This is a genomic window from Pseudomonas sp. NPDC089395, assembly GCF_044749525.1.
GTDB lineage: Bacteria > Pseudomonadota > Gammaproteobacteria > Pseudomonadales > Pseudomonadaceae > Aquipseudomonas.
The window spans coordinates 126,975-138,766 of the sequence record NZ_JBIVID010000004.1 but is presented as its reverse complement, the minus strand read 5'-3'; the positions used below and the strand labels follow the sequence as shown (position 1 = coordinate 138,766).

Below are 11,792 nucleotides of genomic sequence, written 5' to 3'. Positions count from 1 at the left end.
TTTGTAGGAGCGGCCTTGCCGGGGCGCCGGACCGGTCGGAAAGGGCTGCGCAGCGGCCCCAGAATTGATGCTTCAACTCACAGACCCCGGGGCTGCTGCGCAGCCCTTTCGCGACGCAAGGCCGCTCCTACAGGCACCGGCGGAGCTGTTATCATCGACAGCATTCCTAAGCATCGGGGCGTTCCATGTCCACTCGCGAAATCCGCATTGCCACCCGTAAAAGTGCCTTGGCCCTGTGGCAGGCCGAATACGTCAAAGCCCGCCTCGAGCAGGCGCACCCCGGCCTGCTGGTCACCCTGGTGCCCATGGTCAGTCGGGGCGACAAGCTGCTCGATGCGCCGCTGGCGAAAATCGGTGGCAAGGGCCTGTTCGTCAAGGAACTGGAAACCGCCTTGCTCGAAAACGAAGCCGACATCGCCGTGCACTCGATGAAGGACGTGCCCATGGACTTCCCCGAAGGCCTGGGCCTGTACTGCATCTGCGAGCGCGAAGACCCGCGTGACGCCTTCGTGTCCAACCACTTCGCCAGCCTCGATGCCCTGCCGGCAGGCAGCATCGTCGGCACCTCCAGCCTGCGTCGCCAGGCCCAGTTGCTGGCGCGCCGGCCCGACCTGAAAATCCATTTCCTGCGGGGCAACGTCAACACCCGCCTGGCCAAGCTCGATGCCGGCGAGTACGACGCGATCATCCTCGCCGCTGCCGGCCTGATTCGTCTCGGCTTCGAACAGCGCATCACCGCCTCCATCAGTGTCGACGACAGCCTGCCGGCTGGCGGCCAGGGCGCGGTAGGTATCGAATGCCGCAGCGCGGACAGCGAGATTCATGCCTTGCTGGCGCCACTGCACCATGCCGACACCGCCGACCGAGTAGTGGCCGAGCGCGCCTTGAACAAGCGTCTGAACGGCGGCTGCCAGGTGCCCATCGCCTGCTATGCAGTGCTGGAAGGCGAGCAATTGTGGCTGCGTGGCCTTGTCGGCCAACCCAGCGGTGGCACCCTGCTGGTGGCCGACGCTCGCGCCCCGCGCAGCAACGCCGAAGCCTTGGGTGTACAGGTTGCCGAAGACCTGCTGGGCCAGGGCGCTGAAGCCATTCTGAAGGAAGTCTACGGCGAGGCCGGGCACCCGTGAGCCCCTGGCGCCTCTTGCTGACGCGGCCTGCCGATGACTGTGCAACGCTGGCCCAGAGCCTGGCAGCCGCTGGCGTGGCCAGCAGTTGCCTGCCCTTGCTGGCGATCGAGCCGGTCGAGCTGGAGGATGCGCAGCGCCAGAAGCTGGCCGCACTGTCCAGCTATCAGGCACTGATCGTGGTCAGCAAGCCGGCCGCCAGGCTGCTCCTCGAGCGCGTCGCGCAAAACGGCCTGCAGCCCCCGCAGAAAGGCTGGTTCACCGTTGGCGAAGCCACGGCGGCGGTGCTGCGTGACGCGGGCTTGCAAGTGGCCTTTCCCAAACAGGGCGACGACAGCGAGGCTTTGCTTGCACTCCCGGCCCTGCGAGAGGCCATGGCGGTTGCCACTGCGCGCGTGTTGATCGTTCGCGGTGTCGGAGGTCGCGAACTGCTGGCCGAGCGTCTTGCAGAGCAAGGTGCTAGTGTCGATTATCTGGAACTGTATCGTCGCTGCCTGCCGGAGTACCCGGCGGGCACATTGCTGCGCCGCATCGAAGCGGAACGCCTCAATGGCCTGGTGGTCAGCAGTGGGCAGGGTCTTGAACACTTGCAGCAGCTGGCCGCCGCCGATTGGCCGCGGGTGGCGCGCCTGCCGTTGTTCGTGCCAAGCCCGCGCGTCGCCGAGCAGGCACGGGCCGCCGGGGCGCAACAGGTTGTGGATTGCCGTGGTGCCAGTGCCACGGCCTTGCTGGCAGCCGTGCAGCGCAGCGCTGCACCTGCCTCTTAAGGCGCTAAGCTCAGAGCGGAGTGCCCCCATGCAAAGGATGGATACGTGAGCGAAACTGTCTTGTCGAACAATGATCAGCCGTCGGCCCAGGAGCCGACGCAACCGGTTACCCCCCCATCTGCCAAACGCTCTGGCAGCGGCCTGGCCCTGCTGGCGTTACTGGTGGGCGCTGCCGGGGTTGCGGTGGGCGGTTGGGGTGTCTGGCAGGTGCGGCAGCTGCAAGGCAGTGAAGTGAACCAGGGCCAGCATCTGGAGGCGTTGAACCAGCGCGCTGCCGCGCTGCAGCAGCGCGAGCAGCAGATCAGCGCCCAGTTGGCCAGCCTGCCGGCCGCCAGCGAGCTGGAAGACCGCCGCCGCCTGGTGGCGCAACTGCAGAGCGACCAGCAACGCCTCAGCCAGCGCCTGGAAACCGTACTGGGCGAGAGCCGCAAGGAATGGCGCCTGGCCGAGGCCGAGCACCTGTTGCGCCTGGCCACCCTGCGCCTCTCGGCGTTGCAGGACATCACCAGCGCCAAGGCGCTGGTCGAAGGCGCCGACGAGATCCTTCGCGAGCAGAGCGACCCTGGCGCCTTCGCCGCCCGTGAGCAACTGGCGCGCAGCCTGGCGACACTCAACAGCACCCAGCAACCGGACCGCACCGGCCTGTTCCTCAAGTTGGCCGCCCAGCGTGACCTGGTACAGCAGCTCAGCGCCCAGTCGCCGGAGTTCGACAGCCATGCCGATGCGCTCGGCGCCCTGACTGCCGATGGCGATGGTGCCAGCCGGCTGTCGCAGTGGTGGGCCGAGATCTCCAAGTACTTCCAGATCGATTTCGACGCTGACGAGAATGTGCGGCCGCTGCTGGCCGGGCAGTCGCTCAACCAGCTACGCCTGGCCCTGAGCCTGACCATCGAACAAGCCCAGTGGGCTGCGCTCAACGGCGAGGCCAAGGTCTACACCCAGGCCCTGGATGACGCGCGCAGCGTACTGCTGGCCAACTTCAACGCGGACAACCCGCAGAGCAAGGCCATGCTCGACAGCCTCAACGCGCTGGCCGATCAGCCTGTCTCGGTGGTGACCCCTGACTTGAGCGAGAGCCTGGCAGCGGTACAGGCCTACATTCAGCGCCGCCACCTGCCCGCCGAAAACGAAGAGGGCAAGCCATGAAGCGTGTCTACCTGCTGGCGGTGCTGGCGATCGTGATCGCCGCGGCGCTGGGCATCGCGGTGGCCAAGCACAGTGGCTACGTGCTGATTTCCTATGGCGGCTTCCGCTACCAGTCCGGGCTGTGGGCAGCGCTCGCCGCGCTGGTCGCCATTGTCGCACTGGTGTGGCTGCTGCGTTACCTGGTGGGTCTGGTCCTGATTTCCAGTGGTGTGGTCAACCCGTGGTCGCGGCGCAACCGTAGCCGACGCGTGCGCATTGCCATCGAACAGGGCCAGCTGGACCTCGCCGAGGGCCGTTGGGCCAGCGCGCAGCGCCACCTGCACCGTGCCGCCGAAGCTGAACGCCAGCCGCTGCTGTACTACCTGGGCGCAGCGCGCGCGGCCAATGAACAGGGCCGCGTACAAGACAGCGACAGCCTGCTTGAGCGCGCCCTGGAGCGCCAGCCCCAGGCCGAACTGGCCATTGCCCTGACCCACGCACAGTTGCAGCTGGACCGTGGCGAAAGCGATGGCGCCCTGGAAACCCTGCTGGCCATGCAAGAGCGGCATCCGCAGAACAATCAGGTGCTGCGTCTGCTGCAGCGCCTGTACCTGGAACGTGGCGACTGGTCGGCCTTGATTCGTCTGTTGCCCGACCTGCGCAAGCACAAGGTGCTCCCGGTCAATGAGCTTGCCGCATTGGAGCAGCGTGCCTGGGGCCAGAACCTGAGCCTGGCGTCCACCCGTGGCGACGATTCGCAGAGCGCTCGCCAGTCACTGGAGCGTGCTTGGCAGCAATTGACCTCGGCGCAGCGCCAGGAGCCGCAGTTGGTACTGGCTTATGCCGAGCAGTTGCGTCAGGTGGGGGCCCAGGGCGAAGCCGAGCAGGTACTGCGCGGCGCACTCAAGCGCGAATACGAGAGCCATCTGGCGCGCTTGTATGGTTTGGTGCGCGGCGATGACCCGGCGCGTCAATTGCAAACGGCCGAAGCCTGGCTCAAGGATCATCCGGAGGACCCGAGCCTGCTGCTCACGCTCGGTCGCCTGAGCTTGCAGAATCGCCTGTGGGGCAAGGCCCGTGATTACCTGGAAAGCAGCCTGCGCATGGAGCGCAACCCGGAAACCTGTGCCGAGCTTGCCAGGTTGCTGGCTGGGCTAGGCGAGACTGAACGTAGCAACCAGTTGTTCCAGGAAGGGCTGGGCCTGCTCGATGAGCGCCTGCTGGCATTGCCATTGCCAGAAGGCGTGCGCGCATGACCGACCCCTGGGCCCGCGCAGCGGCGCGGGCCCAGGGTGCAGATAATTTCCCTAACGAATCAGGTTACATCTCCATCACCATTCCAAAGAATTCTCCTACGGTTCAGTTGGAGTTTTCCCCCTCCGCTCAGTGACTTCTCGCCGCTGTCTTGCCTTGAAACAAAGCGCGTCTTTCCTCTACCGTTTCAAGCCACTTCATTCACCACCGGACCTCCATCACCCATGTCGGCCCGTCTGCGCACGTTTTTTCTACCCACCTGCCTGGCCTCGTTGGCTGTGCTGGTCGCGTCCTTTTACCTGGAAGTGACCCTCGGGCTGATGCCTTGCCCGCTGTGTCTCAGCCAGCGTGTGCTGTTGGGCGTGTATGCCGCGATCTGCCTGTGCGCCGCTGTGCATGCGCCCGGCTCGGTGGGTGTTCGGCGGTATGCATGGGCAGCGCTGGCCAGTTCGTCCCTGGGAGCGCTACTGGCGGCGCGGCATGTCTGGTTACAGGGGGCCGACCTTGCCAGCCATGCTTGCCCAACCTCGATCTGTCCTCTGTTCGAACAGCCCTGGAGCGAAGTGGCCCGGCAGTTGCTGCTGGGTGGCCCGGACTGCAGCTCTCTGACCTGGAGCTTTCTTGAGCTCACCTTGCCCGAGTGGAGTCTGTTGACTTTCGTGCTGCTGGCGACGCTGCCCGTGGTCTTCCTGCTGGCGTATCGATTCCGCACCCTCGGCAAAACTTGACCCAGCGCAAGGCCTTGGCGCTAGCGCGACCAGTGGTGCTGCGCAGGGGTATTAAACGCTTGTATGAACTTTGTCTGCTGCGTACCTTGATGGTCAGCACGCGCGGGAATAATCTCCCAGCACGCATACTGAAAACACAACTGCTCGATGCCGTCCTGCTGATGTCACCTTTGTGCTGCATGTCGTGGTGCGAGGTGCAGCGGCATCTACCCAGAAGGGAAGAGATCGCCATGCTCGATAGTTGTCAGAACGCCCAGGAACGCTGGGGTGGGGTTCACAAGCTGATCGACCGCTGGCTCAAGGAACGAGAGGAGCTGGTTCAGGCTTTCCGCGCCTTGCGCGATGCCAAGCCAGCTTTTGCAGACAAGGACAAGAACCGCGATTTTTGCGCGGTGTTGGTCGATTACGTGTCAGCTTGGCATTTCGAAGTCAGCGAGCAACTGGTCACCGAGGCCAAGGCATTCGGTGACGAGAAGGCCTTGAAACTGGCTGAAGAAATCAACCCAAGGATCAACGACATCACCCAGATTGCATTGGCCTTCAATGACCACTGCGAGAAGGGCGAGTGCACGGATACCGAACGCTTCGCCGAGAAACTGGGCAAGCTCGGCAGCCTGCTGCACGAGCGCTTCGAGCTGGAAGACTGCCTGATCGAGGTGCTGCACACCGCGCACAAGGAAGAGGGCGTGGTCCAGGCCTGAGGCCTGTATCAGTCGCCGACCGCCAGCAGCTCGATCTCGAATACCAGTGGTGTGTAGGGCGCGATCAGGTCACCTGCGCCCTCGGCACCGTAGGCTTGGGCCGAAGGGATCACCAGGCGCCATTTCGAGCCCACTTTCATCTGCGGCAACGCCACCTGCCAGCCTTCGATCACCGAATCCAGGCTGAACCATTGCGGCTGCTGGTTCTGGTCGAATACCGAGCCATCCGGCAGCCTCCCGACATAGCGCACCTGCACCTTGCCGTTGGCTTTTGGCTGTGCGCCATTGCCGCTGCTCAGCTCACTGTAAAGCACACCTTCTGGCAGCTCATGCACGCCGGCACGTGCGCGTTCACTGGCCATGAATCGCGTTTCGACCGCTTGCAATTGCGTCGCTTCGGCCTGCTCGGCTGCGTTGCCCGCCTGCGCGTCATGCTGCTGCAGAATCGCTTGCATGCGTGCCTTGTCGAGCTTCAGTGGCTGGTTCTGATAGGACTGGCGCAGGCCTTCGACCAATGCCTCCAGCTGCAGCCCAGGGACCTCCTGGCGCAGGCGTTCGCCCAGGCTGGCGCCAAGGCTGTAGGCAAGGTCAGGGTCGCCGTTGGGGGCAGCTTCGGGGGTGGCCTGGGTGAAGGGCGCCACCAGGCACAGGCCTAATACAAGATAACGAGGCATGCTCAACTCCAGCTCAATGAGCGATGAAGTATGCCAGTCTCGTTGGGCAGCAATGCGTAATTATCAGCAGCGATTTGTTAAGCAACTACACTTGCACGGAGCTGCAAGATAACAACTTTGCCCAGGCATGCAACGCGGCGCGAGTGATACGGTCACATGCCCTAGCGGCAGTAGCAGCAGAAGCATAGTATGAGCCGCAAACTCGTCAGCCAGGAGGTAAACCATGTCGGCCAAAAAGAAGCCAGTAAGTACGCCGTTACACCTGCTCCAACAACTTTCGGGCAGCCTGCTCGAACATTTGGAAGATGCCTGCTCGCAAGCGCTGGCTGATGCGGAAAAACTGCTGGCCAAGTTGGAAAAGCAACGCGTCAAGGCCCAGGAGAAACTGCATAACGGTCGCCTGAAGTTGCAGGACGCGGCCAAGGCAGGCAAAGCCAAGGCACAGGGCAAGGCGCAGAAAGCCATCGGTGAACTCGAAGGGTTGCTCGATGCGCTCAAGGACCGCCAGACGCAGACCCGTACTTATATTCAGCAACTCAAGCGCGATGCTCAGGAAAGTCTGAAACTGGCCCAGGGTGTTGGCAAGGTGCGCGAAGCGGCTGGCAAGGCACTGGACCAGCGCGCGGTCGCGGCCAAATCGGCTAAACCTGCCGCTGCCAAGGCGGCGGCAAAACCCGCTGCCAAGGCACCGGCCAAGGCACCTGCTCGCGCTGCCGCCGCCAAGGCTCCAGCGCGAACCGCAGCTGCCAAGCCAGCTGCCGCCAAGGCTCCAGCGCGAACCGCAGCTGCCAAGCCAGCTGCTGCCAAGGCTCCAGCTCGCACTGCAGCTGCCAAGCCAGCCGCTGCCAAGGCACCCGCCAAAGCTGCTGCGGCTAAACCTGCTGCCAAGCCGGCCGCCGCCAAAGCCGCTCCGGCAAGAGCTGCTGCCGCTAAACCCGCCGCCAAGCCAGCCGCAGCCAAAACCGCTGCCGCCAAGCCGGCTGCAAAACCTGCAGCGGCCAAGCCAGCTGCGAAACCGGCCGCCAAGTCTGCTGCGGCTAAAGCGCCTGCCAAGCCGGCAGCCGCCAAGCCGGCAGCCGCCAAGCCTGTCGCAGCCAAGCCCGCTGCCAAGCCAGCAGCCAAGCCCGCTGCCAGGACTGCCGCCAAGCCAGCCGCCAAGCCGGTTGCGAGCAAGCCGGCCGAAGCCAAACCGGCTACTTCGACCGCCCCTGCACCGGTGACCAACTCGGCTGCCGCTCCGGCAGCACCTTCGGCACCCGCCAGTACCTCGACTCAGGCGCCTTCGTCGGCCTCCTGAAGCCCTGCGGCCGCGACGCGCAACTGTTCCAGCGCGTCGTGGCCACGGGCCTGGCCGGGTGCCAGCAAGACCAGCCAGTCGCCCGTACTCGCGTGCGCGTCTGCGGACCATTGCTCAGCGCACGCCTGCAAGCGCTCCAGCAACGTCCTCTCTGCTTGTAGTTCCAGCCCTTTCACTTGCTCTCTCAGCGCTGCCAGGTGCGGGTCGTGCTGCGCGGGCGTTCGCCATGCCTGGCGCAGGCTGCGCAGAGGCGTCACCACTTGCCGCTGCCAAGGTTCTGCAAGTGCGCGCAATGCGGCTGCGCGCGCAGGGCTTGGCGCGACGCCACGCGCCTGCAACCAGGTCGCACACAGCAGCAGGCAGACGTCGCCATCCAGTGCCTGCACGTGCAAACAGGCCGTTTCGACACCGGGCCGTGCATACAGGGCCAAGGCGTGATTCCACAGGTCGGTGTACATGATTCCACTCACGCTACGGGCCGAGGAAGCTGGTAGACTCCGCGACCATCATGATCAGACTATCCAACCTCACTTTACAGCGTGGTCCGCAGCGCTTGCTAGAAGGCGCCGAGATGACCCTGCACACCGGTCACAAGGCCGGCCTGATCGGCGCCAACGGTGCCGGTAAATCCAGCCTGTTCGCCTTGCTGCGCGGCGAGCTGTCGCCCGATGGCGGCGACTGCCAGCTGCCCGCTGACTGGCGCATCGCCCACATGCGCCAGGAGGTCGATACCCTCGATCGCCTGGCCGTGGACTATGTGCTCGACGGCGATGCACGCCTGCGCAAAGTCCAGGCCGAGCTCGCCGTGGCCGAGCAGGCCCACGACGGCACCGCGCTGGCGCGCCTGCACAGTGAGCTGGAAAGCGCCGACGGCTACACCGCCGATGCGCGTGCGCGCAAGCTGCTGGCGGGCCTTGGCTTCACCAATGAGCAGATGGACCGCCAGGTCGGTGACTTCTCCGGTGGCTGGCGGATGCGCCTGAACCTGGCCCAGGCATTGATGTGCCCGTCCGACCTGTTGCTGCTCGACGAACCGACCAACCACCTGGACCTCGATGCCATCCTGTGGCTCGAAGACTGGCTCAAGGGCTACCCCGGCACACTGTTGCTGATCTCCCACGACCGCGACTTCCTCGATGCCGTGGTCGACCATGTGCTGCATGTCGAGCAGCGCAAACTCAATCTGTACAAAGGCGGCTACAGCGCCTTCGAGCGCACCCGCGCCGAGCGCCTGGCGCAGCAGCAGCAAGCCTACGAGAAGCAGCAGGCCCAGCGCGCGCACATGGAAAAGTATATTGCCCGCTTCAAGGCCCAGGCCACCAAGGCCCGCCAGGCGCAGAGCCGGATCAAGGCCCTGGAGCGCATGGAGGAGCTGTCGGCGGCACATGTCGATTCGCCGTTCGACTTCGTCTTCCGCGAGTCGGCGAAGATTTCCAGCCCGCTGCTGAGCCTCTCCGAAGGCCGCCTCGGCTATGGCGACAAGGCCATCCTCGACAAGGTCAAACTGCAGCTGGTGCCGGGTGCGCGGATCGGCCTGCTGGGCCCTAACGGCGCCGGCAAGTCGACCCTGATCAAGAACCTTGCCGGCGAACTCGAGCCGCTGTCGGGCCGCCTGGTGCGTGGCGAGAACCTTGCCGTTGGCTACTTCGCCCAGCACCAGCTCGACTCGCTGGACGACAAGGCCAGCCCGCTGCTGCACCTGCAGCGCATTGCCCCGACCGAGCGCGAGCAGACCCTGCGCGACTTCCTCGGTGGCTTCGACTTCCACGGTGATCGCGTCGACGAGCCGGTGGTGAATTTCTCCGGTGGTGAGAAGGCCCGGCTGGCCCTGGCACTGATCGCCTGGGAACGGCCTAACCTGTTGCTGCTCGACGAACCGACCAACCACCTGGACCTGGAAATGCGCCTGGCGCTGACCATGGCGTTGCAGGAGTTTTCCGGTGCCGTGGTGGTGGTTTCCCACGACCGTCATCTGCTCAAGAGCACCACCGACGAGTTCCTGCTGGTGGCCGACGGCAAGGTCGACACCTTCGATGGCGACCTGGACGACTACAGCCGCTGGCTGGTCGAGTTCCGTCAGCGCAGTGCGCCGGCGAGCAATGCCCCGGTCAACCCGGACAAGACCGACAAGAAGGCCCAGCGTCAGGCTGCTGCAGCCTTGCGTCAGCAGCTGGCGCCGCACAAGAAGGTCGCCGACAAGCTGGAGACTGAGCTCAACCAGGTGCATGCGCAGTTGGCCGAGATCGAGACGGCGTTGGGTGACAGTGGATTGTATGAGGCGGCACGCAAGGATGAGCTGCGTGACCTGCTGGCGCGGCAGACCAAGCTCAAGCAGCGTGAAGGCGAGCTTGAAGAGGGGTGGATGGAAGCCCTGGAGACCCTCGAGAGCATGCAGGCTGAGCTAGAGGCGTTGTCCTGATCCATTGATGTCGTCGGTACTGGCCCTTTCGCGGGACAAGCCCGCTCCCACAGGTTCACCGCTGTACTCAAGAACAGCAGCGTACTTGTGGGAGCGGGCTTGCCCCGCGAAGAGGCCGGCAAAGACAGACAAGATTTCGCTGGTCATTTTTTCACCAACCGCTTAGCTTAACGTTTTGCAGCATATGTTGAGCGAGGTGTGTGATGTCGATGGAAGTGTGGTTGGGCTTCTTTGCCGCGTGCTGGGTGATCAGCCTTTCACCAGGCGCCGGGGCGATTGCCTCGATGTCCAGCGGCCTGCAGTACGGTTTCTGGCGCGGTTACTGGAACGCCCTGGGTCTGCAGCTGGGCCTGATCGTGCAGATCGCCATCATTGCCGCCGGCGTCGGCGCCATCCTCGCCGCTTCCGCCACCGCCTTCCAGATCATCAAGTGGTTCGGTGTCGCCTACCTGATCTACCTGGCCTACAAGCAATGGCGTGCGTTGCCGATGGACATGACCGAGGAATCGGGCGTGCGTCCGATCGGCAAGCCCCTGAGCCTGGTGTTCCGCGGTTTCCTGGTCAACGTCAGCAACCCCAAGGCGCTGGTGTTCATGCTCGCGGTGCTGCCGCAGTTCCTCAATCCGCATGCACCGCTGTTGCCGCAGTACGTGGCGATCACGATCACCATGGTCACCGTCGATATGCTGGTGATGGCGGGTTACACCGGGCTGGCGGCTCGGGTTCTGCGCATGCTGCGCACGCCCAAGCAGCAGAAGCGCCTGAACCGCACGTTTGCCGGGTTGTTCATTGGTGCAGCTACTTTCCTGGCGACTTTGCGCCGCGCGCCGGTCTGAGCGATTGTTGGGGCTGCTTTGCAGCCCTTTCGCGACACAAGGCCGCTCCTACAGGGTTCGCGAACGTCTGTAGGAGCGGCCTTGTGTCGCGAAAGGGCCTCGCAGAGGCCCCAGCTATTTCGGCCTCTCCACCATCCCCTTGAGCAAGTCCAGCGGCATCGGAAACACGATGGTCGAGCTCTTGTCCCCGGCAATCGACCCCAGCGTCTGCATGTACCGTAACTGCATGGCCCCCGGCTCCCGGCTCAGCATCTGCGCCGCCTGCATCAGTTTCTCCGAAGCCTGCAGCTCCCCTTCGGCATGAATCACCTTGGCCCGCCGCTCGCGTTCCGCCTCGGCCTGGCGGGCGATGGCGCGGACCATCGATTCGTTGAGGTCGACATGCTTGATCTCGAGATTGGCCACCTTGATGCCCCAGGCATCGGTCTGGGCGTCCAGCACCTGGCGGATGTCCAGGTTGAGCTGTTCGCGCTCGGCCAGCAACTCGTCCAGTTCGTGCTTGCCGAGCACCGCGCGCAGGGTGGTTTGCGCCAGCTGGCTGGTGGCGACCAGGAAGTCCTCGACCTGGATGATCGCCTTCTGCGGGTCGAGCACGCGAAAGTACAGCACGGCGTTGACCTTGACCGAGACGTTGTCGCGGGTGATCACATCCTGCGGCGGCACATCCAGCACCACGGTGCGCAGATCGACCCGTACCATCTGCTGGATCACCGGAATCAGCAGGATCAATCCCGGCCCCTTGACCTGCCAGAAGCGCCCCAGCTGGAACACCACGCCGCGCTCGTATTCGCGCAGGATGCGAAACGCCGAGAGCAGCAGCATCGCCAGCACGATCAGCACGGCGCCAAAACCCAATTGCATGAACAT

At 64.4% G+C, this 11,792-nt stretch carries 12 protein-coding genes; 9 read left to right on the top strand and 3 right to left on the bottom strand.

What is annotated here, in order from left to right; all coding sequences use genetic code 11:
• The first annotated feature begins 185 nt into the window (after nucleotides 1-185).
• The 6 genes from hemC (at nucleotide 186) to ACIPZG_RS11345 (ending at nucleotide 5,699) form a co-directional block, all read left to right on the top strand.
• The gene (gene hemC, locus ACIPZG_RS11370; protein ID WP_400713573.1) at nucleotides 186-1,127 is read left to right on the top strand and encodes a hydroxymethylbilane synthase; all 942 of its coding nucleotides are present in this window, start codon (nucleotides 186-188) and stop codon (nucleotides 1,125-1,127) included.
• Nucleotides 1,124-1,891: a uroporphyrinogen-III synthase gene (locus ACIPZG_RS11365; protein ID WP_400713570.1), complete on the top strand. Its 768-nt coding sequence runs from the start codon at nucleotides 1,124-1,126 to the stop codon at nucleotides 1,889-1,891. Before hemC ends, ACIPZG_RS11365 begins: the two co-directional genes overlap by 4 nt.
• A 45-nt stretch (nucleotides 1,892-1,936) precedes the next feature.
• Nucleotides 1,937-3,037 (top strand): uroporphyrinogen-III C-methyltransferase, encoded by a 1,101-nt coding sequence (locus ACIPZG_RS11360; RefSeq protein WP_400713567.1) that lies wholly within the window; start codon nucleotides 1,937-1,939, stop codon nucleotides 3,035-3,037.
• Entirely contained in the window at nucleotides 3,034-4,272 is a 1,239-nt protein-coding gene (locus tag ACIPZG_RS11355) for a heme biosynthesis protein HemY (protein WP_400713564.1), read from the top strand. Before ACIPZG_RS11360 ends, ACIPZG_RS11355 begins: the two co-directional genes overlap by 4 nt.
• Nucleotides 4,273-4,494: 222 nt before the next feature.
• Nucleotides 4,495-4,998, top strand: a complete 504-nt coding sequence (locus ACIPZG_RS11350) for a disulfide bond formation protein B (protein WP_400713561.1) — start codon at nucleotides 4,495-4,497, stop codon at nucleotides 4,996-4,998.
• 230 nt (nucleotides 4,999-5,228) lie between these two features.
• Complete coding sequence (locus tag ACIPZG_RS11345) at nucleotides 5,229-5,699, top strand: Rsd/AlgQ family anti-sigma factor (protein ID WP_008099451.1); 471 nt, start codon at nucleotides 5,229-5,231, stop codon at nucleotides 5,697-5,699.
• Between the two features lie 8 nt (nucleotides 5,700-5,707).
• Here the strand turns inward: ACIPZG_RS11345 and ACIPZG_RS11340 are convergent, their stop codons facing one another.
• Nucleotides 5,708-6,373, bottom strand: a complete 666-nt coding sequence (locus ACIPZG_RS11340; RefSeq protein WP_400713558.1) for an FKBP-type peptidyl-prolyl cis-trans isomerase — start codon at nucleotides 6,371-6,373, stop codon at nucleotides 5,708-5,710.
• A gap of 223 nt (nucleotides 6,374-6,596) precedes the next feature.
• Here ACIPZG_RS11340 and ACIPZG_RS11335 point away from each other — a divergent pair, with 223 nt between their 5' ends.
• On the top strand, nucleotides 6,597-7,670 hold the full coding sequence (locus ACIPZG_RS11335) for an AlgP family protein (protein ID WP_400713555.1): 1,074 nt from the start codon (nucleotides 6,597-6,599) through the stop codon (nucleotides 7,668-7,670).
• On the opposite strand, the gene ACIPZG_RS11330 is transcribed toward ACIPZG_RS11335, so the two are convergent.
• Entirely contained in the window at nucleotides 7,646-8,128 is a 483-nt protein-coding gene (locus ACIPZG_RS11330) for a TIGR02444 family protein (protein ID WP_400713552.1), read from the bottom strand. The genes ACIPZG_RS11335 and ACIPZG_RS11330 overlap by 25 nt on opposite strands.
• A 50-nt stretch (nucleotides 8,129-8,178) precedes the next feature.
• On the opposite strand from ACIPZG_RS11330, the gene ACIPZG_RS11325 reads away from it, so the two are divergent.
• Nucleotides 8,179-10,089, top strand: a complete 1,911-nt coding sequence (locus ACIPZG_RS11325; protein ID WP_400713549.1) for an ATP-binding cassette domain-containing protein — start codon at nucleotides 8,179-8,181, stop codon at nucleotides 10,087-10,089.
• A gap of 203 nt (nucleotides 10,090-10,292) precedes the next feature.
• A complete protein-coding gene (locus ACIPZG_RS11320) occupies nucleotides 10,293-10,925 on the top strand; it encodes a LysE family transporter (RefSeq protein ID WP_400713546.1) in 633 nt (210 codons plus the stop codon).
• A gap of 114 nt (nucleotides 10,926-11,039) precedes the next feature.
• On the opposite strand, the gene ACIPZG_RS11315 is transcribed toward ACIPZG_RS11320, so the two are convergent.
• The gene (locus tag ACIPZG_RS11315) at nucleotides 11,040-11,792 is read right to left on the bottom strand and encodes a slipin family protein (RefSeq protein WP_400713543.1); all 753 of its coding nucleotides are present in this window, start codon (nucleotides 11,790-11,792) and stop codon (nucleotides 11,040-11,042) included.

Excerpts from the sequence above, each read along its gene's own strand:
- hemC (WP_400713573.1), top strand. The coding sequence starts at position 186 with ATGTCCACTCGCGAAATCCGCATTGCCACCCGTAAAAGTGCCTTGGCC.
- ACIPZG_RS11355 (WP_400713564.1), top strand. The coding sequence starts at position 3,034 with ATGAAGCGTGTCTACCTGCTGGCGGTGCTGGCGATCGTGATCGCCGCG.
- ACIPZG_RS11350 (WP_400713561.1), top strand. The coding sequence starts at position 4,495 with ATGTCGGCCCGTCTGCGCACGTTTTTTCTACCCACCTGCCTGGCCTCG.
- ACIPZG_RS11345 (WP_008099451.1), top strand. The coding sequence starts at position 5,229 with ATGCTCGATAGTTGTCAGAACGCCCAGGAACGCTGGGGTGGGGTTCAC.
- ACIPZG_RS11340 (WP_400713558.1), bottom strand. The coding sequence starts at position 6,373 with ATGCCTCGTTATCTTGTATTAGGCCTGTGCCTGGTGGCGCCCTTCACC.
- ACIPZG_RS11335 (WP_400713555.1), top strand. The coding sequence starts at position 6,597 with ATGTCGGCCAAAAAGAAGCCAGTAAGTACGCCGTTACACCTGCTCCAA.
- ACIPZG_RS11330 (WP_400713552.1), bottom strand. The coding sequence starts at position 8,128 with ATGTACACCGACCTGTGGAATCACGCCTTGGCCCTGTATGCACGGCCC.
- ACIPZG_RS11325 (WP_400713549.1), top strand. The coding sequence starts at position 8,179 with ATGATCAGACTATCCAACCTCACTTTACAGCGTGGTCCGCAGCGCTTG.
- ACIPZG_RS11320 (WP_400713546.1), top strand. The coding sequence starts at position 10,293 with ATGTCGATGGAAGTGTGGTTGGGCTTCTTTGCCGCGTGCTGGGTGATC.
- ACIPZG_RS11315 (WP_400713543.1), bottom strand. The coding sequence starts at position 11,792 with ATGTTCATGCAATTGGGTTTTGGCGCCGTGCTGATCGTGCTGGCGATG.